Annotated in this window: 22 protein-coding genes; 13 read left to right on the forward strand and 9 right to left on the reverse strand. The window is 73.2% G+C overall.

The genetic code is table 11. The features are described 5' to 3' along the window. Nucleotides 1–101 precede the first annotated feature (101 nt). From AC0B61_RS01100 to AC0B61_RS01110, 3 genes are read right to left on the reverse strand one after another with little or no spacing between them, the layout of a single operon-like run. The gene (locus AC0B61_RS01100) at nt 102–1007 is read right to left on the reverse strand and encodes an SDR family oxidoreductase (protein ID WP_471738479.1); all 906 of its coding nucleotides are present in this window, start codon (nt 1005–1007) and stop codon (nt 102–104) included. Next, complete coding sequence (locus tag AC0B61_RS01105) at nt 1004–2056, reverse strand: alpha/beta fold hydrolase (RefSeq protein ID WP_471738480.1); 1053 nt, start codon at nt 2054–2056, stop codon at nt 1004–1006. Before AC0B61_RS01105 ends, AC0B61_RS01100 begins: the two co-directional genes overlap by 4 nt. Further along, a complete protein-coding gene (locus AC0B61_RS01110) occupies nt 2053–3705 on the reverse strand; it encodes a flavin-containing monooxygenase (RefSeq protein WP_471738481.1) in 1653 nt (550 codons plus the stop codon). Before AC0B61_RS01110 ends, AC0B61_RS01105 begins: the two co-directional genes overlap by 4 nt. Nucleotides 3706–3888: 183 nt before the next feature. Here AC0B61_RS01110 and AC0B61_RS01115 point away from each other — a divergent pair, with 183 nt between their 5' ends. Then, a complete protein-coding gene (locus tag AC0B61_RS01115; RefSeq protein ID WP_471738482.1) occupies nt 3889–4665 on the forward strand; it encodes a MerR family transcriptional regulator in 777 nt (258 codons plus the stop codon). A gap of 88 nt (nt 4666–4753) precedes the next feature. Beyond that, nucleotides 4754–5758 carry an ABC transporter substrate-binding protein gene (locus tag AC0B61_RS01120; protein WP_471738483.1) on the forward strand — a complete coding sequence of 335 codons (1005 nt, stop codon included), beginning with the start codon at nt 4754–4756 and terminating at the stop codon, nt 5756–5758. Nucleotides 5759–5852: 94 nt separating this feature from the next. On the opposite strand, the gene AC0B61_RS01125 is transcribed toward AC0B61_RS01120, so the two are convergent. Then, nucleotides 5853–6542, reverse strand: a complete 690-nt coding sequence (locus AC0B61_RS01125; protein WP_471738484.1) for an NADPH-dependent F420 reductase — start codon at nt 6540–6542, stop codon at nt 5853–5855. A gap of 139 nt (nt 6543–6681) precedes the next feature. Between AC0B61_RS01125 and AC0B61_RS01130 the strand changes: the two genes are divergently transcribed. After that, the gene (locus tag AC0B61_RS01130; protein ID WP_471738485.1) at nt 6682–7128 is read left to right on the forward strand and encodes a winged helix-turn-helix transcriptional regulator; all 447 of its coding nucleotides are present in this window, start codon (nt 6682–6684) and stop codon (nt 7126–7128) included. Nucleotides 7129–7249: 121 nt separating this feature from the next. Here AC0B61_RS01130 and AC0B61_RS01135 read toward each other — a convergent pair whose 3' ends face one another. From AC0B61_RS01135 to AC0B61_RS01145, 3 genes are all read right to left on the reverse strand, one after another. Continuing rightward, the gene (locus tag AC0B61_RS01135; RefSeq protein WP_471738486.1) at nt 7250–8887 is read right to left on the reverse strand and encodes a M4 family metallopeptidase; all 1638 of its coding nucleotides are present in this window, start codon (nt 8885–8887) and stop codon (nt 7250–7252) included. A 599-nt stretch (nt 8888–9486) separates the two neighbouring features. Further along, nucleotides 9487–11598, reverse strand: a complete 2112-nt coding sequence (locus tag AC0B61_RS01140; protein ID WP_471738487.1) for a serine/threonine-protein kinase — start codon at nt 11596–11598, stop codon at nt 9487–9489. A 122-nt stretch (nt 11599–11720) separates the two neighbouring features. Continuing rightward, complete coding sequence (locus AC0B61_RS01145; protein ID WP_471738488.1) at nt 11721–12671, reverse strand: alpha/beta fold hydrolase; 951 nt, start codon at nt 12669–12671, stop codon at nt 11721–11723. Nucleotides 12672–12981: 310 nt separating this feature from the next. On the opposite strand from AC0B61_RS01145, the gene AC0B61_RS01150 reads away from it, so the two are divergent. Beyond that, nucleotides 12982–13317: a DUF6191 domain-containing protein gene (locus tag AC0B61_RS01150; protein ID WP_471738489.1), complete on the forward strand. Its 336-nt coding sequence runs from the start codon at nt 12982–12984 to the stop codon at nt 13315–13317. 62 nt (nt 13318–13379) lie between these two features. Here the strand turns inward: AC0B61_RS01150 and AC0B61_RS01155 are convergent, their stop codons facing one another. Continuing rightward, nucleotides 13380–13781 (reverse strand): VOC family protein, encoded by a 402-nt coding sequence (locus AC0B61_RS01155; protein ID WP_471738490.1) that lies wholly within the window; start codon nt 13779–13781, stop codon nt 13380–13382. 66 nt (nt 13782–13847) lie between these two features. Then, a complete protein-coding gene (locus tag AC0B61_RS01160) occupies nt 13848–14684 on the reverse strand; it encodes a (2Fe-2S)-binding protein (RefSeq protein ID WP_471738491.1) in 837 nt (278 codons plus the stop codon). A gap of 286 nt (nt 14685–14970) precedes the next feature. Here AC0B61_RS01160 and AC0B61_RS01165 point away from each other — a divergent pair, with 286 nt between their 5' ends. The 9 genes from AC0B61_RS01165 to AC0B61_RS01205 all read left to right on the forward strand — a co-directional run bounded on the left by AC0B61_RS01165 (nt 14971) and on the right by AC0B61_RS01205 (nt 26678). Next, on the forward strand, nt 14971–15936 hold the full coding sequence (locus AC0B61_RS01165) for a FecCD family ABC transporter permease (RefSeq protein ID WP_471738826.1): 966 nt from the start codon (nt 14971–14973) through the stop codon (nt 15934–15936). After that, entirely contained in the window at nt 15933–16967 is a 1035-nt protein-coding gene (locus AC0B61_RS01170) for a FecCD family ABC transporter permease (protein ID WP_471738492.1), read from the forward strand. Before AC0B61_RS01165 ends, AC0B61_RS01170 begins: the two co-directional genes overlap by 4 nt. After that, nucleotides 16967–17914 (forward strand): ABC transporter ATP-binding protein, encoded by a 948-nt coding sequence (locus AC0B61_RS01175; RefSeq protein ID WP_471738493.1) that lies wholly within the window; start codon nt 16967–16969, stop codon nt 17912–17914. Before AC0B61_RS01170 ends, AC0B61_RS01175 begins: the two co-directional genes overlap by 1 nt. Before the next feature lie 80 nt (nt 17915–17994). Continuing rightward, entirely contained in the window at nt 17995–18993 is a 999-nt protein-coding gene (locus tag AC0B61_RS01180) for an ABC transporter substrate-binding protein (protein WP_471738494.1), read from the forward strand. A 198-nt stretch (nt 18994–19191) separates the two neighbouring features. Further along, nucleotides 19192–20418 (forward strand): ATP-grasp domain-containing protein, encoded by a 1227-nt coding sequence (locus AC0B61_RS01185; RefSeq protein ID WP_471738495.1) that lies wholly within the window; start codon nt 19192–19194, stop codon nt 20416–20418. After that, the gene (locus AC0B61_RS01190) at nt 20415–22304 is read left to right on the forward strand and encodes an IucA/IucC family protein (RefSeq protein ID WP_471738496.1); all 1890 of its coding nucleotides are present in this window, start codon (nt 20415–20417) and stop codon (nt 22302–22304) included. Before AC0B61_RS01185 ends, AC0B61_RS01190 begins: the two co-directional genes overlap by 4 nt. Then, the gene (locus AC0B61_RS01195; RefSeq protein WP_471738497.1) at nt 22301–23524 is read left to right on the forward strand and encodes an MFS transporter; all 1224 of its coding nucleotides are present in this window, start codon (nt 22301–22303) and stop codon (nt 23522–23524) included. Before AC0B61_RS01190 ends, AC0B61_RS01195 begins: the two co-directional genes overlap by 4 nt. 41 nt (nt 23525–23565) lie before the next feature. After that, nucleotides 23566–25410 carry an IucA/IucC family protein gene (locus AC0B61_RS01200; RefSeq protein WP_471738827.1) on the forward strand — a complete coding sequence of 615 codons (1845 nt, stop codon included), beginning with the start codon at nt 23566–23568 and terminating at the stop codon, nt 25408–25410. Continuing rightward, a complete protein-coding gene (locus tag AC0B61_RS01205) occupies nt 25410–26678 on the forward strand; it encodes a type III PLP-dependent enzyme (RefSeq protein ID WP_471738498.1) in 1269 nt (422 codons plus the stop codon). Before AC0B61_RS01200 ends, AC0B61_RS01205 begins: the two co-directional genes overlap by 1 nt. Nucleotides 26679–26701: the final 23 nt, after the last annotated feature.

Raw genomic sequence — 26701 nt, forward strand, 5'->3', positions numbered from 1 at the left:
ACAGCTGACAGATTTCGAAATCTGTCAGCTGTCATCTGTTCGCTGTCATCTGTGCGCTGTTCGCTGTGCGCCGTCAGCTGGTACCTGCGGAGCGTCGGCTGTCAGCCGTCCGAGCCGCTCCCGCTTCCCCGGGTCGCTGTGTCCGCGGCGCCCCCGGCGCCGACGGCGCGCAGCCTGCTCGCGGCGGTGGCGGCGAGCTGGGGGGCGATCCGGGCGACGTCACGGGAGCCGACCACCGCGATGAGGCTCGGCAGCAGCCAGCGGACCGGCTGCATGCCGCGCAGCCAGGCCTGGGCGTACACATGGGCGGACCGGCGGGCGATGCCGGCGACGATCCGGTCCACCGCGGGTTCCAGCGGATACGTCTTGTTCGCCGGCCACGGCAACCGGGACCGCATCTGCTTCAGCACGGCGTCCTGATCGGCGCCACGCACCATGTCGGTGTCGGTCCAACTCAGGTAGCCGACGCCGACCTTGACGCCCTGGTAGGCGATCTCGGCGCGGAGGGAGTGGGCGAAGGCCTCCACTCCGGACTTGCTGGCGCAGTACGCGCTCATCAGCGGGGCGGGCGTCAGCGCGGCGAGTGAGGCGATCTGCAGCAGGTAGCCCCGGCTCTCGGTGAGCGCGGGCAGGAAGGCCCGCGCGGTGGCGACGCTCCCGAGCAGGTTGACCTCGATGACCCGGCTGAACGCCCGGTGGTCACTGTCCGTCAGCGGTCCGCCGATGGCGATGCCGGCGTTGGCGACGACGGTGTCGATCCGCCCGTAGTGCTCCTTGATCCGGCGGGCGGTGTCGCCGAGCGCGTCGAGGTCGGTGACGTCCACTTCCCAGCTGGTCGCGGCCGGGCCGCACTGGGTGGCGACGGCCTTCAGCTCCTCCGGCTCCAGGCCCAGCAGGGCGACCTTGGCCCCGCGGCGGGCGAGCTTGCGGGCCAGCGACGCGCCGACCCCGCGGGCCGCCCCGGTGACGACGACGACCTGTGCGGACAACGGCGGGATGGCGTTCATGCGACGGCGGTCCTCTCCTCGGTGGAAGCGGCGGAAGCGGCGGAAGCGGTGCGAACGGCAGAAGCGGCAGAAGCGGCAGCATCAGCGGCGACGCCCTGAGCGGGAACAGCACCGACCGGAGCGCTGCCCGGACGCTCGCCGACCAGGTACTCGGCGGCCATCCGGTGGATCTCGGCGGCGACCTCCGCCGGGCGCTCCAGCGGGGACATGTGCCCGACCCCCGGCAGCAGCAACATCCCCTGCGGGTCCTTGAGTTCGGAGACGATCCGGTGCGCGTGCACCGGTGGGGTCAGCCGATCGTCGGTGCCGACCACCACCGCCGTGGGTGCGGCCAGCCGGGCGAGCCCGGCGCGGACGTCCAGCCGGTCGAGCACCGCGGCCCAGTTGGCGCGGACGGCGGTCGGGCAGGCGTGTACGATCCGGGCCGTCGCCTCGACCTGACCGGCGGGCGAACCGGGCCCCATGGTGGCGTACTTGAGCGCCACCCGGCTGACCGGCGTGACCGGACCGAGCGGCAGCCGGGAGCGCAGCAGCTGCCGGTGCAGGAAGCGGCGCAGGCCGGCGGGGCGCACGCCCGGGGGCAGGACGGTGAGCTCGGCCACCAACTCGCCCGGCCCGGTGGAGATCAGCACGGCGGCGGCGGTGCGCTCGGCGACCTCGGGGCGGCTGCCGGCGGCCATGATCGTCATCCCGCCCATGCTGTGCCCGGCCAGTACGGCCCGCTCCCCTGCCGGCACGGTCCGGGCGAGCACGGCGGACAGGTCCTCGGCGAGCGCCCGCGTGGAGTAGCGGGCCCGGCTCGGCGGGATCTCGCTGTGTCCGTGGCCGCGCTGGTCGTAGGCCACCACCCGGTAGCGGTCGGAGAGTTCGCGGATCACCGGCGCCCAGAAGACGGTCGAGCAGGTCCAGCCGTGCGCCAGTACCACGGTGGGCGCGCCGGGTTGGCCGTGCACTTCGACGTACAGCCGGATGCCGTCTGCCGATTGGACGGTCAACTCTTCGACAGGCGTGGGAGGTTCGTACTCCTCCGGAATGCGGACCGTGCTCATGCGGAGACCTCCTGGACGGTGCGGGCGGCGGCCGGGGCGGCGCGCATGATCAGCTCGTACTCGCCGAGGTCCACCTTGCGGGTGGCGCGGCGGAACGAGGTGGTGGAGCCGGGCCAGAGCACGGTGTTCCTGCCGCTCGGGTCGAGGTACCAGCTTCGGCAGCCGCCGGTGGTCCAGACGGTGCGGTCCATCCGGTGCTGCAGTTCGAGGTTCCACTGCCGCTGGGCTCGCACAGTCGGCTGCATCGCGACTGCGCCGATCGAGCCGAGTGTGGTCAACGCGTCGATCATGTAGTTCAGTTGCGACTCGATCATCAGGATCATCGAGCTGTTGCCGAGGCCGGTGTTGGGGCCGATGACGAAGAAGAGGTTCGGGAACCCGCGCACGGTCGAGCCGCGCAGCGCCTCCATGCCGTCCTTCCACTCCTCGGCCAGGCTGGTGCCGTTGACGCCGAACACCCGGGCGCCGATGGGCATGTCGGTGACGTGGAAGCCGGTGCCGAAGACGATGGCGTCCACTTCGTGCTCGCTGCCGTCGGCCGCGACCAGCGTGGATCCGCGCACTTCGCGCAGGCCGGAGGCGACGACCTCGGTGTTGGCGGCAGCGAGCGCGGGGTAGTAGGTGTTGCTGAGCAGGATGCGCTTGCAGCCGATCCGGTAGTCCGGGGTGAGCTTGGCGCGCAGCGCCGGGTCCGGGACGCCCTGGGCGATGTGGCGTTCGGCGAGCTGTTGGACCAGGCGCAGCATTCCGGGGCACCGGACGAAGGCGTCAACCTGGAGCTCGCGGAGGGCGAAGAGCGTGCCGCGGCGGATCTTCGCGGTGACCGGCAGGCGGCCGTGCAGCCACTTCTCCACCTGGCTGATCTCGCGGTCCCGGCGCGGCAGCACCCACGCCGGGGTGCGCTGGAAGACGGTCAGTCTGCCGACCTCGGGCTGGATCGACGGGATGATCTGGGCGGCGGAGGCTCCGGTGCCGACCATCGCCACGCGCTTGCCGGCCAGGTCGAACTCGTGGTCCCACCTCGAGGAGTGGAACACCTTGCCGGGGAAGCCGCTCAGCCCCGGCAGGTCGGGGACCTGCGGGTCGGCGAGCGGTCCGGCGGCGGAGACGACGGCGTCCGCGGTCCACTGGCCGGCCGAGGTGGTGATCCGCCAGCGGGTCTCCGCGCTCTCCCAACGGGCCTCCAGCACTTCGGCGTTGAAGCGGAGGTGGGGGCGGAGGCCGAAGACGGTGGCGACCTTCTCCAGGTAGGCGCGGATGTCCGGCTGGCCGGAGAAGCTGCGCGGCCAGTCGGCGTTGGGCGCGAAGGAGAAGGAGTAGAGGTGCGAGGGCACGTCGCAGGCGCAGCCGGGGTAGCTGTTGTCGCGCCAGGTGCCGCCGACGGAGTCCGCGCGCTCCAGGACCACGAAGTCGGTGATCCCGGCACGGCGCAGCCGGACGGCGGCGCCGAGGCCGCCGAAGCCGGAGCCGATCACCGCGACCCGGACGTGCGGCACGGCCCCGTCCGCTGCCGGGATGTCGGCCGCGGCCGACGTCTCGGACGTCTCGGACGCGCCGTCGGCGGCGGACGTACCGGACGCGCCGGACTCGCCGGACGCACCAGTCTCGCCGGGCGCGCCGGAGCGGGGGCGCTTGCTGCTGGATGCCATGCGGCCTCCTCCTGAGGGTGGGACGGTATCGCGCTCTCCGGGGAGCCTCACCCCGGGCCCTGCCAATCGCGCCAGTAATCACTGGCGCGATTGGCAGGGTAGCCCTTGCTGACACCGGATGGAAGAAGCGCGACGGCTCCGATGCCGGGAATCCTCCGAGCCCGGGGACCTATGCTGATCGCCGTGGACAAGGTCAGAGCTGCTGCGGGCGACAGAAAACGCGAGTACCGGGTGGAGGAACTGGCCGAAGCGGCCGGCATCACCACCCGCACCCTGCGCTTCTACCGCGAGCGCAAACTGCTCCAACCGCCCCGCAAGGAAGGCCGGATCGCCTGGTACGGCGACGAACACCTGGCCCGGCTGCGGATGATCGGCGAACTGCTCGAGCGCGGCCACACCCTGGGCGGCATCACCGAACTGATCGGCGCCGGCGAGAGCGGGCGGGATGTCGCCGACCTCATCGGACTGGAGGCGGCGATCGTCGCGCCCTGGTCGGACGAGGACCCGGTGCGCCTGGACTGGGATGAACTCAAAGCAGCCTTCGGGGACCAACTCACCGAGGAGAACACCGCCGAATCGATCGCCCAGGGCTACATCACCGTCGAGGAACACGGGATCACCCACGTCAGCCGCCGACTGATGGACGCCACCACCGAGCTGGTGGCGGAGGGCGTGCCGCTCTCAGCCGTACTGGAAGCCAGCCGGCGCACCCGCGAGCACGTGGACGCCATCGCCGAGATCTTCATCGAGGTGGTCAGCGAGCACCTGCTCAGCGCGCTGGCCGCGGACACCCCGTTGCCGCCCGGCGAGGCTGCCCGGCTCACCGAACGCATCATGCGGGTGCGACCCCTGGCCCGGACCGTCGCCGACGCCCAGTTCACCCTCGCGATGGACCGCCGGGTGCACGCCGAGTACGACGAACTCCTGCGCCAGCGACGGGAGAACGGCTCCGAGACGTAAGCCGTCCGCCGCGGTTCCGAGGCGTAGGCGGGCGGTTGCGCGGGCAGGGATTCCCGCGCCCTTGCCCGCATGTCGGAGGTGCCGCCGAATGCCCAGCCCCCTCAGCCGCCGCGCCGTACTCGGCCTTGCCGCCGGGCTCGCCCCGGGCCTCGCGCTCGCCGCCTGCGGACCCGACTCTCCAGCGCCGAAGGCCGGTTCGTCGGGAAACGGCGGTGGAAGCGGAAGCGGCGGCACCAGGACGGTCCGGCACGCGCGCGGCGAGAGCACCGTACCGGCACGCGCGGCCCGGGTGGTGGTGCTGGACACCGACGCGCTGGACTCGGCGGTCACCCTCGGCCTCGCTCCGGTCGGCGCCACCACCGTCAGCGCGGGCGCGCCCTTCCCGAGCTACCTGCCCGCCGGGCAGTTGTCCGGGACGAAGGCCGTCGGCGCGATCGGCCAGCCCAGCCTGGAGGCGATCGCGGCGCTGCGGCCGGACCTCATCCTGAGCAACCAGGTCCGCGACGACCAGCGGTACGACGAGCTGTCCAAGATCGCGCCGACCGTGCTCTCCAAGACCACCGGGCCGACCTGGAAGGAGAACGTCCGGCTGCACGCCGAGGCGCTGGGCCGCCAGACCGAGGCTGAAGCGGCGGACGCGACGTACCGGGAGAAGCTGCGAGGCCTGGTCACCACGCTCGGCGGGCCGGCCAAGGCCGCGGCCACCCGGGTCGAGATGGCCCGGTTCCTGGCGGGCGCACCGACCAGGCTCTACCTCAACGATACTTTCGTCGGCTCGCTGTTCAAGGACCTCCGGCTCGGCCGGCCCGCCAACCAGGACAAGGCCGGCTTCTCGATCGAGATCAGCCCGGAGCAGGTGGACCAGGCGGCCGCCGACGTCATCTTCTACTCGGTGTACGGGGACGCCACCAAGTCCGCCGTCGGCAGGATCACGGAGGGCGCGCTCTGGAAGGACCTGGACGCCGTCCGCAACGGCCGGGTCTTCGAGGTGCGCGACGACCTGTGGATGCTCGGCATCGGATACACCGGCGCCGGACTGATCCTGGACGACATCCGCGCGGGCCTCGCTAAGGGGGGCTCAACCACCGGATGACGGGGCGACGGGTCGACGGGTCGAGCCGACGGGTTCAGGATCCCCGAAGGCAGACGGTCGAGCCTGCTGGGTGTACGGCGCCCGGCCGACCGCGCTAAGCCCCGTCGGCGTCGCTGTCGGCGTCGACGTCGTCCGTCGCGCCGGCTGCCAGGGCCGGGGACGGGAAGACCCCGCGCGCCTCGCCGCCGGACCACCAGACGCCGATCGAGAAGACGGCCGTCGCCTCCAGCAGTCCGGCCCGGTCGAGACCGCCGCAGGGCACCGGCAGGCAGCCCATCGACGCGACCAGGTCGGCGACCAGTGCGGCGGCCCCGGGATCGTCCGCGCAGTACGGGACGCCGAGCGGCGCGCCCTCGAAGGCGGGTCGAGGAAGAGTCCAGATGCTCTCGTGGCAGATCCCGAACACCTTGGCCACCCGGGCCGCCGGAGCCGCGGAGGCGAGCCGCGCGGCGACGGAGTCGGCGGTGCCCGCCGTCGTCAGGCGCGGTCCGTGCGCGCCCGGCGCCATCGGCACGGTGCAGTCCAGAAGGGTGCGTCCGGCCAGTTCGGCCGCCAGCGGCGCGACGACCAGCACGGCCGCGTCGGCCGGCACCGCGACCAGTACGGCGTCCCCGAACCTCGCCGCCTCGGCCAGGCCGCCGCCGTCCGATGCGCCGATCGCGGCGGCCAGTTGCTTCGCCGCCCCCGGGTCGCGCCCGCCCACCAGGACCTCGTGCCCGGCCCGTACCCAGGCCCCGCCGAGAGCCGACGCCATGGCGCCCGTCCCGAGAATGCCGATCCTCATGTCCACTCCTCGCCGTCCGTGGGCCCGACCGCAGTCGGTGCCCGACACCGGCAGCCGCTCAGGCGAACTGCCGTACCGAGGAGGCTAGGCGGGTCGATGCACACCGCCCGGTACGCATCGGCTCGGGCAGGATGGCCGCATGGACACCACGGGCCGGACCACCGGGGCCACCAGGGAAACCGAGGAGCAAGCCGGCGACTCGGCCGGCGATGCCTTCTCCGACGACTCCTTCGCCGACGCTTTCGCCGCCGACTGCCGCGCCCGGCTGGGCTTCGAGGTGATCGCCAACCGCTGGGACAGCGTGGTCGTCTACGCCCTCGGCGAGCGGGGGCCGATGCGTCCCCGGGCGCTGCTCGACCGGATCGGCGGGATCAGCCCGAAGGTGCTCAACGAGGCGCTGCGGCGACTGGAGTACAACGGCCTGGTGGAGCACCGCCGTTACGCCGAGGCGCCACCTCGGGTCGACTACCTCCTCACCGAAGCGGGCACGGCCCTGCTCGTCCCGATCCGGGCCCTCGGAGCCTGGTCGGCCGTCCACGGCGATGCCGTCATCGCCGCCCAGAGCAGGGCCGATAAAGGTATTTGACGTTCCATCAGGCGTCGAGCGAGCGGGGACGACGGTGGTCCGCACCCCGTCGCCCCCGCCCTACCGCCCTACCGCCCTGTCGGCCGGCACCCACGGCCCGGCAGGGCGTCGATCGACCCGCTCAGTTGACGTTGACGGCCGTCCAGGTGGCGGCGACCGCGTTGTACTCCGTGCCGCCCGAGCCGTACAGGTCCGCCGCCGCGCTGAGGGTGGCCGCACGGGCGCCCGCGTAGTCGGTGGTGGAGGTGAAGTAGGTGGTCAGCGCGCGGTACCAGATCTGCGCGGCCTTGTCCCGACCGATGCCCGCGAGCGACGAGTTGTCGTACGTCGGGCTGTTGTAGTCGAACCCGTTGATGCTCTTCGCGCCGCTGCCCTCGGACAGCAGGTAGAAGAAGTGGTTCGCCACACCGGACGAGTAGTGGACGTCCAGGTTGCCGACGTTCGCGTCCCAGAAGTCGGCGGACTGGCCGTCCCTGCTCGGCTGGTCCATGTAGCGCAGCGGGCTGCCGTCGCCGCGCAGGTTGACCAGCTCGCCGATCCAGTAGTTCGGCTGGTTGGCGGGCAGGTTGGCGTACCACTCGACCATCGTGCCCATGATGTCCGAGGTGGCCTCGTTGAGGCCGCCGGATTCGCCCGAGTAGTCGAGGTTGGCGGTCGCGGCGGTGACCCCGTGGGTCATCTCGTGGCCGGCCACGTCGATCTCGGTGAGCGGGGCGGCGTCGCCGTTGCCGTCGCCGTACGACATGCAGAAGCAGTCGTCGCTCCAGAAGGCGTTGACGTAGTTGGAGCCGTAGTGGACCCGGCTGAGGGCGCCGACGCCGTCGTTGCGGATGCCGTTGCGGCTGAAGGTGTTCTTGTAGAAGTCCCAGGTCGTGGCGGCGCCGAACTGGGCGTCCACGGCGGCGGATTCGCGGTTGGCCGCGGTTCCGTCGCCGAAGTTGTTGGTGGTGTTGGCGAACAGCGAGCCGTTGCCCGAGGTGCCGTTCTTCATGTCCGTGGTGGACTGGCCGCCGCGGGTGGTGTCCTTGAGCTGGTACTGCGAGCCGCTCTGCGCGGTGGTCAGCGGGACCTGGCCGACGAAGACGCCCTTGCCGGTGCCGGCCGCGGTCTGCACCTTCTCGTGGGTGGAGAGCACCTGGCCGGTCGCGGCGTCGGTGACCAGGATCTGGCTGCTCGGCGTGCCGTCGGCGCGCTCGCCCTCGACGGTGGTGCGGTAGGCCAGGCGCGGGGTGCCGTCGGTGGCCCAGACCACCAGTTGGGCGGTGCCGGTCTGGTGGACGCCGGCCAGCGGCGACTCGTCGGCGTCGACGGTCACGCCGACGGTGGCCTTGACCGCTCCGGTGGCCTGCGCGGCGGCCTGGTCGGCCGGGACCTTCGGGGTCACGCTCGGCAGGTCGACCCGCGCGGAGACGGCCCGGGAGACGGACTTCAGCGCGCCGTCGGCCTTCTGGTGGACGACGAGGTCGCCGCCGATCACCGGCAGGCCGGCGTAGGTGCGCTCGAAGCGCAGGTGGCGGGTGCCGTCCTTGTCCACCACGGCGTCCTTGGCGACCAGTTGCTCCTTGTCGCCGAGGCCGAGGGCCTTGGCGAGCGGGCCGGCCTGGCCGGCGGCCAGCGCGAGCACGGTCGCGTGCTGCTGGGCGGCCTGGGCCTGCGGCGGGGAGGCAGGGGCGGCTTGGGCGGCGGTGCTCACCTGGATCACACCGGTCAGCAGGGCGGTGGCCGAGAGTACGGCGACAGCCGCGAGCTTTCGCTTCACGTTCGAGTCCTTCCGGAAAACCGCGTGTGGGCGCGGTCGCACCACGTCCCGGGGGCCGGGTCGGCACCTATGGGGCGGAACGGGCGCTGACGTGCTGAGACCCCGTGCAGTCGAGCGGCTCGCCACCAAGGGGTGGGGGTGGGGGCTGCCGCGAGGGGTTGAACAGAAGCATGACAATCCAGCAGGTGAAATGACAGGTCTGCATCAGTGATTGGCCAGGTCCCGCCAGCGGGTAAAGGGTGTTCAAATCGCCGCCGAATCGGGGCAATTCACTCCATTGCAAGGACAGTTCTCACCCGAACCACCACCGACCGCCCGCACCTGCGGCCGTTCGCATGCCGAAGGCGGGGTCGACGCACCGGGCCGACCGGCCGCCGATCGACTTTTACATCTGTGTAGAAGTTTCCACACGGTCCCTTGACACCCCGGTGGCGAGGTTCCGCCACCGGGCCCCCTTGCCCACCGGCACTGCGACTGCTAGCGCCGCTGCGCCCGGCGCCGTTCCGGAAACCGACTCGGCTCGGCGGCTCAATGCCTCAGCGGCTCGGGCGGCTCGGCGGCTTGATGCCTCAGTAGCTCAACTGCCTTGCCCCGCGCCGCTACTGGAACCGCCATTCCTGGTCCGTGTTGCCCGGAGTGCAGTTGACCATGGTGACCGGATTGCCCGGACCGTTGTTGGTCATGCACAACTGGTTCATGTAGTCGGCCAGGGTGACCGAGCCCGCCGTACTGCCGTTGCGGACGGTCCAGTTGGTGAGGAAGCTGAACCCGTTGCTCAGCACGACCTTCCCGTCCGTGGTCTGGACGAGCTGCGGGCCGCCGTTGTTGCAGGCGTTGAAGAGGATCCACGAACCGGGGTTGGTCGAGCGCACCCAGCCGTACTGCGAGGCGCCGCCGAGCACGATCGGGTTGTCGCCGTTCAGGTTGTCGTTGCGCATCCCGATCGCGCGATTCTCCTTCGCGCTGACGATGGTGCTCCAGCTGCTGCCGCCGCAGGACGAGGGCCGGCCCGGGGTCTGCGGGGCCGGGGTGGTGCCGCCGCCGTTGGTCTGGGCGGGGGGCTGCGGATTCTGGTTGACGGGCGGGTTGGGCGGGTTCCCCGGGTTGGCCGGGTTGCCGCCGGCGCCGCCGGGCTGGTTCGCCTGGCCGCCCGCGGACCCACCGCCGGACCCGCCGCCGGAGGCCCCACCGCCGGAGCCCGCACCCGTGCCGCCGCTCCGGTTGCCGCCCGTGGCGCCGGCACTGCCGCCGCCGCTTGCCCCCTGGCCCGCGGCCGGGACGGGGGCCTGCTGCTGGTTCGGCGTGCCCGGCGGCGGCTGGTTGGCAGCCGGGGTCGCCGCGGGGGTGTCGGTCGGCGGCGGGGTGGCCGCCGTGGTGGTGGCCACGGCCACCGGGGAGCCGGTGTCGGGGTTCACCGGGACGGTGACCACGACGGTCGGCTGGGCGGCGGGCGGCGCGGTCGCGTCGGAACCGCCCGGACCACGGTCGACCAGCAGGACGGTGGCCGTGCCCATCGAGATGATGACGGGGATGATCACGGGCACCAGCAGGGTGCGACGCGACCGCGGCTTGCCGGGCTCGGTCTGCGCCTGCGGCTGCACCTTCACGACCTCGACCGACGGCGGGGTGTCGCCCTCGGCGGGAACGACCACCACCCCGGCCTTGGCACCTCCGGCCGCGCCGCCTTCGCCCGCCTCGCCTTCGCCCGCCTCGCCCTTGGCTTTCCCGCCCGGGGCCACACCGGGACGGAGGGCGATCGTCCGGCTGTCGGCCGCGACGGACTTCTCCCCTCCCGCTCCGGCCTCCGCGCCGCGCTCGCCCTCGGAACCTCCGGAATCCTCGGCGCCCCTCTCGGCACTCCCTGCGGGCTGGTCGTGCCCGGCGACCCCGATCGCCGCACGGGCCGCCGCCGCCATCTCGGCCGCGTCCGCGAACCGTTCCTCGGGCTTCTTGGCCAGCGCCCTGGACACCAGCGCCCGGACGGCCGCCGGGAACGTCTCCGGCAACACCGGCACCGGCTGGTTGACGTGCTTCAGCGCGATCTGCAGCGGCCCCTCGCCGGAGTACGGCGGCTCCCCGACCAGCAGTTCGTAGCAGACCACGCCGATCGAGTAGAGGTCGGTGGCCGGCCCGAGGCTCGTGCCCTCGGCCTGCTCCGGGGACATGTAGAGCGCGGTGCCGATGATCGAGAACGGCGCGGTGAGCTTGGTGCTGGCGATCGCCCGGGCGATTCCGAAGTCGGTGATGGCCACCCGGCCGTCGGTGCGCACCATCAGGTTGGACGGCTTGATGTCCCGGTGCACGATGTCCCGCCGGTGTGCGGCGTGCAGTGCGTCCAGGGCGGCGGCCACCAGGTCGAGGGTGCGCTCGACGGTCATCGGGCCCGTGTCCGCGAGCACCTGGTCCAGCGGGCTGCCGTCGATCAGCTCCATGACGATGTAGGCGCAGCGGTCGTCACCGTCCGCGCCGCTCTCGCCGTAGTCGTGGACGTCGACGACGCCGGGGTGGTCGACCGCGGCGACCAGTTGGGCCTCCCGGCGGAAGCGCTGGGTGGCGGTGTCGTCCTCGAACAGCTCCGAGCGCAGGATCTTGACCGCGACCTGCCGTGCCAGCACGGTGTCCTCGGCCCGCCAGACCGATCCCATCGCGCCGCCGCCGATCTTCTCGACCAGCCTGTACCGTCCGCCGAGCACGGTGCCCGCCCCGCTCATGCCCCAGTCCCCCCGTGTGTCATGCCCCGCCCCGACGGGTCGTCGGCACACAGTGTGCCAGAGGGTGTCGTGTCCTCAGCAGGCCGGACGCCAAGAGGAATTGAGCGGGGCCGTCGGGGTCTTCAGACGTTCCGGAAGTATCGGGCGTGGTCGGACACCTCCAGGACGGCCGCGATGACGGCCTGCGGCCGGTCGGTGTGGACGGCGTGGCCGGCGCCGCGCACCACGATGTGCGTACCCCTGGTCGCGGCGGACGCGATCTGCGACTGCAGGGCGGTCCAGCGGGAACGCATCGCCCCGGGCAGGCCCTCGGTCGCGCTCAGTACGGCCACCGGCACCTCGGGAAGCCGCGCGGCAGAGCGGCGCCGCCGGATCTCCGGGGTGGCGACGTTCGTCAGCCGGTTCTCGGCGAGGACCGTCCGCCGCTGGTGCGGGTACGAGGCCACGGCCGCCTCGGCCCGGGCGGGCGCGTCGGCCGGTTCGGACGAGGCGGTGGTCAGGGCCGCCCGGAGCAGCCACAGCCGGTTGAGCGCGGCTTCGGCGACTCGGATGGCCGACGGCTGGAACTCCTCATGCGCCGGGTCGACCAGCACCAGTCCGGCCACCAGCTCCGGCCGCTGCCAGGCGAGGAGTTGGGCCAGCTGGCCGCCCCAGCTGTGCCCGACCAGGATGGCCGGGCCCGCGTCCAGGTGGCGCACGAGGGCGGCCAGGTCCTCGATCTGCCCGTCCAGGTCGGGGCCGCTCAACTGGCCGGCGTCGCCGCCCGCGGCCCGCTGGGGCTCGCTGGCACCGAGTCCGGCCCGGTCGTACGCCACGACCCGTCCGTGCCGGGAGAGTTCGGGCAGGACGGGCGCCCAGGTGAGCGACGACGTGCCGCAGCTCGCGATCAGGACCACCGGCGCCACACCGCCCTGCCCGGCCTCCACCCACCGCAACGCCCGCCCGCCACGGTCGAGTTCGCCCGGCCGTACCCCGCCTGACGCGCGGTCGGCGAAGGCCGCTGCGATGGTCTCGTGGACGCCTCGCAGGCCCGGCCCGGCCTGGGTCCTCAGCTTGCCCCGCATGGTGTGCATGTCCAGCCCCCTGGTTCCGCGGCGTGGCCTCGGCCCCCCGATGCCACGTGTGACGCCGCCCGACTCCTCATCCCGTCAGAGACCCGACGCTGTCCTCCGCGCCGCTCCGACGCCCGAACTCCGCCCGTCGGGTGGATGAACCGGCGACCAACAGATCGGGCTCAGACCGACCCGGACGCGCGGGCGCCCCGCCGACGCGCCGACACCTGGACTCGGAGGCGCCGACTCATCGACCATACCGGACGAACGGCCGCGCATCCCGGTGGTCGAGCGCGGGAACGCCCGCTTCGTGGTGGGGCGTTGGAGGAGCATGGGATTGATCGTGGGCATGATGGCAGGGGTGGCGGCGGTGCTGGGGCTGGTCGTGCTGGCCGCGTGGCAGATCCGGGACGAGGCCTCCCCGCGTCCGCGGCAGCGGGGGCCGGGAGTGGGGATGGGCGCCGGTGGCCTGGACGAGATGCACGCTCTGTTCAGCCCTGGCAAGCGAATACAGGTCGAGCAGAAGAAGGAGCAGCTGGCGCTGCGGGACGACGCCCAGGCCGGATCTCCGCCGCACTTCGGCGTGGACCTGGATCTCGGCGTGGCAGTCCTGCGCGGCGGAGGCGGCCCGGGCACGCCGAACCGGGCACCGCACGACGGGAGCTGACCGGGCACGCCGGACCAGCTCCGGGGGCGGGCGCGCAGCCACTCCGGGACGCGGGGAGCCGGTCACTCCCCCCAGGTGCGGGAGCAGAGCACCAGCCGGTAGCCGTCCGGGTCGGCGACCGTCACGCCGAACTCGTCCCAGTACGGGTTGTGCGCCTTGACCCGGGTGCCGCCGGCCGATTCCAGCCGGGTTATCAGGGCGTCGTCCGCCGGCGCGCCGAGGTAGACGACGAACAGGTCGTCCACCGTCGGGGTGGGCTCCAGCGGCCGCTCCGGGTCGTGGGTCAGCTCGAAGTGCCAGGGGCCGCCGGGCGGCCCGACCATCAGCAGGTCGTGCTCGCCGCTGACCCGCTCGGTGGTGCGCCACAGCACGTCGAGGCCGAGGCCGCCGACGTAGAAGCGTTCGGCCGCCGCGAGGTCGCGTGAGGGGCGGGCGATCCGGATTCGCATGGTGGCATCGATCATGTCGGTGACCATAGCCGATGCCACTGACAACCGACCGTGCCGCCCGACTGGGCCGGGGACGGGCCGTCAGAGCCGGCGCAGCCGCTCCTCGTCGGAGGTCCGCGGGCAGGTCAGGCAGGCGGCGGCCGCGGGCTTGACCGCGTAGTAGAGGCAGCAGCCGAGCCGGGTGCGGGTGTGGTGGCCGCGCCCGTCGGGGGTGTGCAGGCGGCGGAAGTCGGCGGCGCCGGGGAGGGGTTGGGTGCCGCCGGGCAGCACGGCCCCGGCGGCGGCGACGGCGGCGTCCTCCTCGCCGAGCATCCGGCCGAGGTACCAGAGGGCGGAGGTGAGGTCGTCCGTCACCATGCCCCAGAGCGCACGGTCGTGGCGCCGGGTGGGGCGGGCGAACGCGGCGAGCACCGGGCCGACGTGGGCGACCACGGCGGCCCGCAGTTCGGCGCGGAGTTCGTCGTCGCCGGGGAGGGCGACGTGTCCGCGCGGTCGCAGCGCGAGCGCGCCGGTGGGGGCGTGCAGCCAGAGGTCACCGGGGTCGACCACGGGAACGCGCCGGGCGAGGTGCCAGGGGCCCGCGACGATCAGGCAGGCCGACCAGACGTAGTGGTGGAGCAGCCGGGAGGCGGTGACGTGCGGTCGCGGGGAGCGGCCGTGCTCGGCGCCGATGCGGGCTTCCTCGCCGGCCAGGACGGCCGCCAGCGCCCGTTCGTCGGTGGCGAGTTCGGCTCCGGAGTACCAGCCGTCGGCGGCGGAGGGTGCGGCCTCACCGCCGTCGAGCAGGCGCAGTTCCAGCACCGGGCACAGTTCCAGCAGCCGCTGGTAGTCGGCGGTCAGTGCGGGGGACGCCGCGACGGGGACGGCGCCAGGCGGGGCGCCACAAGGCTCGACGGGCAGGGGTGTTCCGGGAACCATCGACACTCCCGAGATCGATTCCGTATGATCGATAAGGTGAGGCTCACCTTACAACGCCTCATGTCGCCCCGCGACCACCCGCGGCACTTCGATCGCAAGCCGCCCCCACATCCCGGCCCAGGCCCGGCCCAGGCCTCGGTGCGCACACGATCCGCACGCTGGACCGACCGGCTCAAGCTTGACGAACTTAGGTAAACCTAACCTAATATGTCGTCTCGTGTTGAGAACCGATCCGCCGGCTTCCACAGCCCCGGCGACACCTCGTTCCTCGGCGGTCCGGCGGCCCCTGCTGCTGGCCGCCGGCGGGTGCGCACTCGTGCTGTGCGCCGCCCTGAGCCTCGCGCTGGGCTCCCGATCCATCCCGCTGTCCACCGTCGTCGACGCCCTCACCGGCGCCGCCCACGGTGGCGACGCCGACGTGGTGACGGGCCTTCGGGTGCCGCGCACGCTCATCGGACTGACCGTCGGGGCCGCGCTCGGCGTCGCCGGGGCGGTCGCCCAGGGCGTCACCCGCAACCCGCTGGCCTCCCCCGTCACCCTCGGCATCAACGCCGGTGCGAGCCTCGCCGTGGTCGCCGCGATCTACACGCTGGGCCTCTCCCGCCCGGTCGAGTACGTCTGGTTCGCCTTCGCCGGAGCGGCCGTCGCCGCCGTCTCGGCCTACACGATGTCCCAGCGCGGCGGGGACTTGGACCCGGTCCGGCTCGCGCTCGGCGGCACCGTCCTCACCGTGGTGCTCACCTCCTGGACCTCGGCGCTGATGCTGGCCAGTCACCGCACGCTGGACGAGGCCCGGTTCTGGCTGGCCGGCTCGATCGCCGGGCGGCACCTGGACACCCTCACCCCCGTCCTGCCCTTCCTCGTGCTCGGCCTGGTCGGCGCCCTCGCCGTCTCACCCGCGCTCAACGCGCTGGCGCTGGGTGACGAGACCGCGCTGGCGCTGGGCGTGCCGGTGGCCCGGATCCGGATCGTCGGCGGGCTGGCCGTCGTGCTGCTCGCGGGCGGCGCGGTGGCAGTCGCCGGACCGGTGGCGTTCATCGGACTGGCTGCCCCGCACCTGGTCCGGCCGCTGCTCGGCAACGACCACCGCTGGCTGCTGCCGGGCTGCCTGATCGCCGGTCCGCTGCTGCTGCTCTCCGCCGATGTGCTCGGTCGGCTGGTGGTCCGGCCGTCCGAGATCGAGGTCGGCATCGTGACGGCCTTCCTCGGCGCGCCGCTGCTCGCGGTGCTGGCCCGGAAGGTGGCCCGGTGACCGCGCTCGTGCTGCCCGTCCGGGCACTCTCCCGTCGCCGGACCCGTACCGCCCTGTGGTCACTGGTCGCCGCCGCGCTGCTCGTGCTGCTGACCGGGATCGCGCTCGGCACCGGGCAGCTCAGCATCCCGGTCTGGGACGCCCTGCGCGCCCTCGTCGGGCAGGGTGACCCCGGCGACGTCCTGGTGGTCCAGCAGTTCCGGGCGCCGCGCGTCGTGTCGGCGCTGGTCGCGGGCGCCGGGCTGGCGATGGCCGGCTCGATGCTGCAGCGGCTGTTCCGCAACCCGCTGGCCGCCCCCGACACCATCGGCATCACCGGCGGCGCCTCCTTCGGTGCGGTGCTGATGCTCGCGACCGGCGCCTCCCAGCAGCTGATCCCGCTGGCCGCGGTCGGCGGCGGACTGCTCGCGGCGCTGCTGCTGGGCGGGTTCGCCTGGCGCTCGAAGATGGCCGTCACCCGGCTGGTGCTGGTCGGCCTGGCGGTGCAGCAGGGCCTGGCCGCCGCCGTGAACCTGATGATCGTACGGTTCCCGGCCGAGCTGGCCTCCTCGGCACTGCAGTGGACCACCGGCTCGCTCTACGGCCGCAACTGGACCGAGGTGTGGATCGGCGGCACCGCCATCGCCCTGACCGCCGTCGCCGCACTGCTCTGCCAGCGACGCGTCGCCGTGCTCGACCTCGGCGACGACTCGGCCGGCGGCCTCGGCCTCAACCCGGCCCGGGACCGGCTCTGGCTGCTGCTGCTCACCATCACCCTCGCCTCGCTGGCCGCCGCCCTCACCGGGCCGGTCGCCTTCGTCGCGCTCGCCGTCCCCCACCTCGTCCGACTCCTCGCCGGACCGCCCACCCTCGGCACCCTCGGCCTCACCGCGCTCACCGGCGCCGTGCTGCTGCTCTCCGCCGACCTCCTGGTCCTCCACGTGATCCCCGTCCACGGCCTGCCGGTCGGTGCCGTCACCGCCACCCTCGGCGCGCCCTGGCTCCTGGTGCTGATGATCCGCCAGGGCCGGCTTCCCCAGAGGAGCAGCTGATGACCTCCGTCGAGACGCCTGCGGCGAACCCCGCCGCAACCTTCGGCGCCACCCCCGCCGCGACCTCCGACGCCACCTCCGACGCCACCCCCGCCGGGCCCGCTGCCGCGACCGCGAACCGGCTCGCCGCCCACGGCCTCGGCCTGCGCTACGGCGACCGGACCATCGTCGACGGGCTCGACCTCGAACTGCCCGGCGACGCCGTCACCGCGATCGTCGGCCCGAACGCCTGTGGCAAGTCGACCCTGCTGCGCGGGCTCGTCCGACTGCTCGACCCGGCCACCGGCACCGTCACCCTGGACGGTTCGGACATCCACCGGATGCCGGCCCGGGCGCTCGCCAAACGGATGGGCCTGCTGCCGCAGCAGCCCGTCACCCCCGAGGCGGTCACCGTCGAGGCGCTGGTACGGCTCGGGCGCTACCCGCACCAGCGGATGCTCAGCCCGTGGTCCAAGGCCGACCAGGCCGCCGTCGAGGAGGCCCTGCAGCGCACCGGCACCGCCGAACTGCGCGACCGGCAGGTCGACCGGCTCTCCGGCGGGCAGCGCCAGCGGGTCTGGATCGCGCTCGCGCTCGCCCAGGAGACCGACCTGCTGCTGCTCGACGAGCCCACCACCTTCCTGGACCTGCGCCACCAGCTCGACGTGCTCGACCTGGTCGCGGACCTGCACGCCGAGGCCGGGCGCACCGTCGTCATGGTGCTGCACGACCTCGGGCAGGCCGCCCGGTACGCCGACCACCTGGTGGTGCTGAAGGACGGGCGGCTCGCGGCCGCCGGTCCGCCGGCGGACGTCCTGACGGCCGAACTGGTGGAGGCCGTCTTCCAGGTGCCGTGCCGGGTCGTGCCCGATCCGGAGACCGGCACGCCACTGGTCGTGCCACGGGCACGGGTCCGGGCTAAGCGGGTACGGGCCACCGGCGCCGGGTCCGCCCCCTCCACCGCCTGAGCGGCCCGCTTCTCCTTTTCCCCCATTTCCCCGCTCCCCCCTTCCCCCTTCTGTTGTTCGACCCGATCCAAGGAATCCCGATGAACCGCCGACTCCCCGTCACCGTCCTGGCCGTCGCCCTCTCGTCCGCCCTGCTCGCCGCCTGCGGCAGCAACGGGGACAGTGCCAAGTCGGGCGGCGACTCCGCGTCCTCCTCCCCCTCCGCCGGCACCGCCGCCGGGTTCCCGCGCAGCGTCAAGCACGCCGCCGGCACCGCCGAGATCAAGAGCCGGCCCAAGCGCGTCGTGGTCCTGGACAGCGGCGAGCTGGACGACGTCACCCTGCTCGGCATCACGCCCATCGGCGCGGTGTCCCCGCACATGAAGACCGAGGGCGGGTTCCCGAACTACCTCAAGGACAAGATCAAGGACACCAAGGACGTCGGCCCGATGAACGAGCCGAACCTGGAGCTGATCGCCTCCCTCAAGCCCGACCTGATCCTCTCCTCCAAGGTCCGGCACGCCAAGGTGTACTCCCAGCTGAACGCGATCGCCCCGACCGTGCTGGCCGAGACCACCGGCTTCCCGTGGAAGGAGAACCTGGCGCTGTACGCCCAGGCGCTCGGCAAGGAGGACGAGGCGAAGAAGGCGCTCGCGGACTACGAGGCGCGGGCGAAGAAGCTCGGCGAGGAGATCAAGGCCAAGTACAACGGGGCCATGCCGACCGCGTCGGTGGTCCGCTTCGTGGCCGGTCCGACCCGCCTGTACGCCAAGTCCTCGTACAGCGGTGTGGTGCTCAAGGACGTCGGCCTGGGCCGCCCGGCCTCGCAGGACGTCGACCAGAACATCGTCGAGGTCAGTGCCGAGCAGATCAACCAGGCCGACGCGGACCTGGTGTTCGTCACCACCGCCGACGACCCGACCAAGACCAAGGAGAGCGAGGTCCAGCAGACGCCGGTCTGGCAGGGCCTGAACGCCGTCAAGAACAGCAAGGTCTTCAACGTCCCGGACGAGACCTGGATGTCCGGCATCGGGGTGCAGGCCGCCGACGCGATGCTCGTCGACATCGCCAAGGCCGCGGGCGTGGACGCGCCCAAGTAGCCGTCCCCGCAGGCGGCGGCGGACGGGGTCGGCTGACAACTGACAGACAACAGACGACGGATCACAGATAAAAACTAACAGATAACAGATTTTGAAAGTTGTCTGCTGTCATCCGTTCACCCATTGACTTCCACGATTCCTCCACTATCACTCCGCGTTTACTACACGATCCTTTCGAGGACCCCCGAGGACCCCTCCATGCGGCTCTACATACTCGCCCTGAACCCCACCGACTCCGTCACCGCCGGCTTCCTGCCCGCCGCGGCCCGCCTCGGCCTCGACGTCACCCTCCTCACCGACTGCCCCGAACCCCACCGGCGGGCCTACGCCGCACTCCCTGCCCCCGCACCCGAAGTTCTGGAGTGCGACGTCCGCGACTTCCGCGCCGTCGTCAGCCTGATCTCGCGCCGCAGCCTGGCCTCCCCCGGCCACGCCCCCGACGCGGTGTTCAGCAACAGCGACCACCTGCAGACCCAGACCGCCCTGGCCGCCGAGTACTTCGGCCTCCCGGCCAAGGACTGGAAGGCCGCGCTGCGCGCCAAGGACAAGGGCCAGCTGCGCCGCCACCTCGCACTGAGCGGCCGGGACACCGTCTGGTCCGCCGAGGTGGCCCCCGGGCAGGATCCGGCCGAGCTGGACCCGCCGTTCCCCTGCGTGGTCAAGCCGCGCGAGGGAGTGGCCAGCGAGGACGTCACCCTGGTCGCCGACGCCGCCGAACTCGCCCAGCGCTGCAAGGAGATCCAGCACCGCAGGGACGGCGCCACCCTGGTGGTCGAGGAGTTCCTGGACGGACAGCTGTGCACCCTGGAGACCCTCGGCGACGGCCGCCGCCGGCACGTCCTCGGCGGCTTCCGCACCCGGCTCTCCCCGCCGCCGGACTTCATCGAGGAGGTGCTCACCTTCGTCCCGGCGCATCCGCAGCCGGTGGTCGACCAGGTACTCGCCCAGCTCGACGCGCTCGGTGTCGGACTCGGCGCCTGCCACACCGAGTTCGTCGTCCAGTCGGACGGCCGCGCCCGCCTCATCGAGGTCAACTACCGCGCCATCGGCGACCAGTGCGACCTGATGCTCGCCGAGATCCTCGACCTGCCCCTGTTCGAGCTCGTCCTCGGCGCGCACCTGGGCCGTGAGCTGCCCGCCGACCTGGCCGAGCGGTGCGCCGCCACCCCCCGCCGGGCCCGCAACGAGGTCGTCTGCGCCGACCGCGCCGGCGTCCTCACCGCCGCCCCCGGCCCGTACGACGAGGAGCGCGACGGCGTCCGGCTCGCCTACCGCCCGCTGCGCCCGATCGGCGAACGCCACGAGCACTACCGCACCAACCGCGACTACCTGGGCGTCATCTGGGCCATCGGTGCCGACCAACGCGCGGTGGACACCGCCGTCGCCCGCTTCGTCGCCACCAACCGCTGGGAGATCACCCCATGACCGTCGGAGACCGCCCCGCATCCGGCGAGGCCCACCCCGTGACCGCGGCCGAGCAGCTCACCCTGCGCGTGCTGTCCGCCCTGCTGCGCGAGGACGTCCTCGGACTGCGTGCGCGCGGCACGGTCGAGGAGCGGTCGGACGGCCTCTGGCTGACTGTCCCCGAGGCGCGACTCGCGCTGCCGGTGGAGCCTGAGGGCTTCCAGTGCGAGTACGCCGCCCGGCTGCCGCTGCTGGAGCTCGACGGGCGCCTGATCACCGGCCAACACGCCGGCCAGGACGCGGACCGGGACGCCGGCCCGGGCGCCGTCGTGGCCGCCCTGGCCGAGCTGGCCGAGGCCGAGGACCGGCCCGGCTGGACGGCCTTCACCGAGGAGTGCCGCCAGACCCTCGCCACCATGGAGCTGCACGAGCGCTCCCGAGCGGAGGTGCACGAGCGGCTGATCGACCTGTACGGCGCCGATCCCGCCGACTGGACCGGACCCACCGCCGCCCTCGGCCACGACACCCTGGCCGCCTACGTCGACCACCCGGTCTACCCGACCGCGCGCGGCCGATCCGGCCTCACCGGCCAGCAACTCCGCGCCTACGCGCCGGAGTTCCATCCGGTCTTCGAACTGCGCTGGCTGGCTGTCCCGGCCGACGCGCTGACCGTCCACGGCGAGCGGCCACTGCCGAGCTGGTGGCCCACCCCGGCCTGGCTCGGCCTCGCGGACCAGTGCCCCGGCGACAACTGGGCCACCCTTCCGGTCCACCCGCTCACCGTCGGCGCGCCGCTGGACGAGGCGCTGACAGCCACCGGCCTGGCCGGCCGCGCGGTGCTCGCCGAGCGGCCGTACCTGGCCGTCGTCCCGACCCTGTCCATGCGCACCGTCGCCGTCGCCGACGACCCCACCTGCCACCTCAAACTCCCGCTCGCCACCGCCACCCTCGGCGCCCGCAACCGGCGCACCATCAAGCCCGGCACGCTGGTCGACGGTGCCGCCGGCCAGCGGCTCATCGAGGCCGTCCTGGAGCGCGAACCGCGCTTCGCCGGCCGGATCCTGCACGCCGACGAGCAGAGCTGGGCCCACGCCGGCCACGAGCTGCTGGCCGTCCTGCTGCGCCGCTACCCGGCCGGGCTGGAACGGGCGTCGACCGTCCCGCTCGCCGCCCTGCAGGCACCCGCGCCCGACGGTCGACTGGTCATCGACCACCTCGCCGACCACTACTACAGCGGCGATGTACTGGCCTGCTACGACGCCCTGTTGGAACTGCTGCTGGACTGGCAGACCACCCTGTTCGGCTACGGCATCGCCCTCGAGTCGCACCAGCAGAACACCTCGCTGGTGCTCGACCGGCACGGCCTGCGGCTGCTCTACAAGGACGACGACGGCCCGCGTGTGCACACCGCCCGGATGACCGCCGCCCTCGGCGAACTCGCGCCCGCCCCCGAGGAGTTCGACGACCCCCGGATCTTCGGCGAGGACGACCGGGCACTGACCGACCTCTTCGTCACCATCACCGGCCACCTGTGCACCGCCTCCCTCGCCTTCGGCCTCGCCGACCACGGCCGGGGCGAACTCCCGAACCTCCTCGCCCTGTTGCGCAAGCGCACGGCGGAGGCGGTGGAACGGATCGGACCGACGGGCGAGCCCCTGCGCGCGGCCCTGCTGGACGCCGAACGGCTGCCGGTCAAGGCCATGGTCACCGCCGGCACGCTGCTCAGCAAGCAGCGCTCGGGTGCCGCCGACATCAACAAGCACTACACCAGCGGCCCGAACTACCTGCGCGACCACCCGGGCGACCAGACGCGCGACCGCCCGGCTGGCCGGGCGAGTGGCCAGGCGAGTGGCCAGCCGGGCAACCACACGGACACCCAGCCCCGCACGGACGGGACCGCCCGATGACCGTGGAGACCCTGCCGCCGCAGTCCCAACCCTCCGCCGCACCCTCCGGCGGGCTCGGCCGACGCCAGGTGCACGCCGTCGCGGCCTGCTACTTCGTCGCCTCCTTCGCCGCGCTCGGCCTCCCGCCGTACCTGACCGCGATCCTGCCCCGGCTCGGCGACCCGCAGGCCCGGTGGGCGGGCGTGCTCTACATCGTCCCGACGGTGTTCAGCGCGCTCGGCGCACCCCTGTGGGGCCGGCTGGCCGACCGCTTCGGCCGCAAGCGCCTGCTGCTGCGCGCCCAACTCGGCCTCACCGTCTCCTTCCTGCTGGCCGGAGCCGCCGACAGCCTGCCCGCCTTCACCCTCGCGCTGGTCCTCCAGGGCTTCCTCGGCGGCACCTTCGCCGCCACCAACGGCTACCTGGCGGCCGCGCTCGACGGGCCCCGGCTCTCCCGCGCACTCACCCTGATGCAGGGCAGCGCACGGGCGGCCCTGGTGGCCGCGCCGATCCTGGTCGGGGCGCTCTCGCCGTGGGTCGACCCGCACCGCCAGTACCTGGTGATGGCCGTCCTCCCGCTCGCGGCCGCGGTGTTCCTGTCACTGCTGCCCGAGCCGGAGCACCCCGAGGCCCCGGCGGCCACCGCGGGCCGGGCCGCCGAGAAGACCGCCACGACGCCGCTCGTGCCGCTCTACGCCTTCGAGTTCACGTTCGTCTTCGCCACGGTCATCTCCTTCCCGTACCTCATCGCCCTCGCCCAGGAGCGCCTGCCCGGCGTGGACGGCACCACCACCGGCGTGCTCTTCGCGCTGCCGCACCTGTGGTACCTGGTGTTCGCCGCCCGCACCCACACGGTGTTCCACGCCCGCCCGCACACCGGCATCGCGCTCGGCTTCGGCTTCGTCGCGCTCGGCCTGGCCGGGCACGCCGTCGCGTACTCGCTGCCCGTGTTCATCGCGGTGCGGCTGCTGCTCGGGGTCGGGCTCACGTTGGGCCTCGTCTGCCTCGCCGTCCTTGCCGCCGGGGCCGCCAAGGGCCGCCCGCCCGGCCGGATGTTCGGCACCCTCGAACTCGTCTCCAAGGGTGGCGCCGTCGCCGCCGGCGCCGTCGCCGCGCTGGCCAACGGGCGCTTCGGCGCCGCCGCCCCCGTGGTGGCCGGAACCGCCGCCGCCCTGCTGGCCGCCCTCGCGGCCACCGCACTCACCGTCCCGTCCGTCCGCCAGCGCTGGAGTCGCCGATGATCCGCGAGCCGCACACCCGCGATCCCCACACCTGTGAGCCGATGACCCGTGAGCCGATGAACCACGAACTCCCCACCGCCGACGATGCGGTGGCCCACACCCTGCTGAACTGCCTGCTGCGCGAGGTCTCCGCGCCCGAGCACCAGACCGCCGTCGACGACGGCCGCCTGCTGCTGCGCCTGCCCCGCCGCGGCGCCCTGCTGCGAGTCGCCCTGCGCCGCACCTCGCTGCTCGGCGCGCACCGCTTCTCCGGGCCGGTGGAGGTCGAACAGGACGGCGGCGACTGGCACGAGTTGGGCTGGCACGAGTTGGCCGAATACGTCCAGGGCGAACTGGAACTGCGCACCGGCACGGTGAACGAGGAGTTCCTCGATCAGGTGGCGTCCAGCCACCACGGCGTCCGCCAGGGCCTGGACAGCCGTCCGGCCGCCGAGGACGACCGCTACCTGGAGTCCGAGCAGGCACTGCTGTTCGGCCACCGCTTCCACCCCGCCCCCAAGTCCCGCTCCGCCGCCCGCGGTGACTGGCGCCAGTACGTGCCCGAGTCCCGCGCGGCCTTCCCGCTGCGCCACCTCGCCGTCCGCGCCGGACTGCTCGCCGAGGAGTCGCTGGACGACGGCGTCAGCGCCCTGCTGGACGGGCTCGGTGAGGTGCCGGACGGCTACCGGCTGCTGCCCGTCCACCCCTGGCAGTACCAACTCATCGGCGACCACCCGCTGTTGCGCGACGCCATGGCCCGGGGCGACGTCCTCGACCTCGGCCCGCGCGGCGAGCGGTTCACCGCCACCGCCTCGGTGCGAACCCTGCACGGCGCCGACGCCTTCCTCAAGTTCAGCCTCAACGTGCGCATCACCAACTGCCTGCGCAAGAACGCGGCTTACGAACTCAGCGGCGCCGTCGCACTCACCCGGCTGCTCGCCCCCGCGCTCGCCGACCTCGCCCGGCGCTTCCCCGACGCCGCGATGCTGCGCGAACCCGCCTTCCGCACCCTCGCCCTGCCCGGGGCCGACGGCCGCCCCGACCTGGCACTGTACGAGGGCTTCGGCCTGATCGTCCGCGAAGGCTTCGGCGGCGTCCTGCGCCCCGGCGTCACCCCGCTGCTCGCGGCCGCCGTCGCCGACGAACACCCGACCAGTTCCGCACACATCTCCCGTCTTCTGGACGGAAGTTGGGACCGCTCGGCAGACGCACCCGCGGACGCACCCGCGAACGGGCCCACGGAAGGACCTGTGCCCGGGACCGCGGCCGGCCCGGCGGCACTCCGCTGGTGGCGCGCCTACCTGCGACTGCTCCTCCCGCCCGTCCTGGCCGCCTACTTCGACCACGGCGTGGTGCTGGAGCCGCACCTGCAGAACGTGCTCATCGGCGTCGACGCCACCGGGCACCCCGTCCAGGTGCTCTTCCGCGACCTGGAGGGCACCAAGCTCGTCCCCGAGCACAACGCCGACATCCTCGCCGCGCTCCCGCCCGAGGTCGCCGGCCCGATGACGTACGACGCCGAGCGTGGCTGGGACCGGGTGGTCTACTGCCTGCTGGTCAACCACGTCTCCGAACTGCTCGCCGCGCTCGCCGACCGCCACCCCGAGCTGGAGTGCGCGCTCTGGCAGGCCGTCCGGGACACCCTGGAGGAGTACGCCGCCGCCCACGGCTGCCCGCCCCGGCTGAGCGCCCTGCTCGCCGGCGTCCCGCTGCCCGCCAAGGCCAACCTGCTGACCCGCTGGGAGCGCAAGGCCGACCGCGAGGCCGGCTACGTCCGGCTGCCGTCCCCGCTGGCCGGCTCCGTCCTCGCCGAGGCCTCCCGAATGCCCTCCCGCATGCCCGCCGGACTGCCCGCCGGCACCCCCGCCGACCTGCCCGTTCGCCTTCCCGCCGGGAGCACCGCCTGATGTCCGAGACCGTCCGCAACCACGCCGCCGCCCTCGCACCCGAAGAACTGCCCGCCTACATCTACGACTTGGCCGCGCTGCGCGAGCACGCCGCCGCCATCCGGGCCGCGCTGCCCGAGCAGGTCGAGCTGTACTACGCGGCCAAGGCCAACCCGGAGGCGCCACTGCTGACCGCGCTGCGCGACGCGGTCGACGGCTACGAGGTGTCCAGCGGAGGAGAGTTGGCGCACGTGCGGGCCGCCGTGCCGGACGCGCCGCTGGCCTTCGGCGGGCCGGGCAAGACCCCGGCCGAGATCGAGGCCGCAGTCGCGACCGTGACCGGGAACGGGATCGGGAGCGGGAGCGGGAGCGGGAGCGGGATCGGGGGCGGGGGCGGGGGCGGGGTGCACCGCTGGCACATCGAGAGCGAGCAGGAGCTGCACCGGCTCGCCGCCGTCCTCGCGGACCGGCCGGACACGACCGTGGACGTGCTGCTGCGGGTCAACCTGGCGGTCACCACGGATGCGCTCGACGCGGTACCGCTCGCGATGGGCGGACGACCGACGCCGTTCGGCCTCGACCCCGAGCAGGCCGAGGAGTGCGTCCGGCTGCTCACCGGCGACGGCCCGCTGGGGCGGCAGCTGCGGCTGCGCGGCGTGCACGCCCACCTGGCGAGCGGGCTCGCGGCGACCGAGCAGCTGGCGGTGGCCGCGCAGATCGTCGCCTGGTCGGCGGCGCTCGCCGAGCGGCACGGCTTCCCACTGGAGGAGGTCAACATCGGCGGCGGAATGGCCGTGGACTACGAGGACCCGGCCGCGCGCTTCGACTGGACGGCCTTCGGCGAAGGCCTGGCCAAGCTGCTCGACGCCCACCCCGGACTCACCCTGCGGATCGAGCCGGGCCGGGCGCTGACCGCCTACTGCGGCTGGTACGCGACCGAGGTGCTGGACGTGAAGCAGAGCCACGGCGAGGACTTCGCCGTGGTCCGCGGCGGCACCCACCACCTGCGCACCCCCGCGACCCGAGGGCACTCCCAGCCCTTCGAGGTCCTGCCGGTGTCCGCCTGGCCGCACCCGTGGCCGCGCCCCGCCGTCACCACCGGCCGCGCCACCCTGGCCGGGCAGCTGTGCACGCCCAAGGACGTCCTCGCCCGCGCGGCCGACGGCGCGGACGGGTTGCGGGCGGCGGACCGCGTGCTGTTCGCCATGGCGGGTGCGTACGGGTGGAACATCTCGCACCACGAGTTCCTGATGCACCCCCGGCCCGGCTTCCATTACCTGGGCGGCTGACGGGAGGCGGAGCCGCGCGAAGG

This window comes from Kitasatospora sp. NPDC023385 (genome assembly GCF_055664045.1).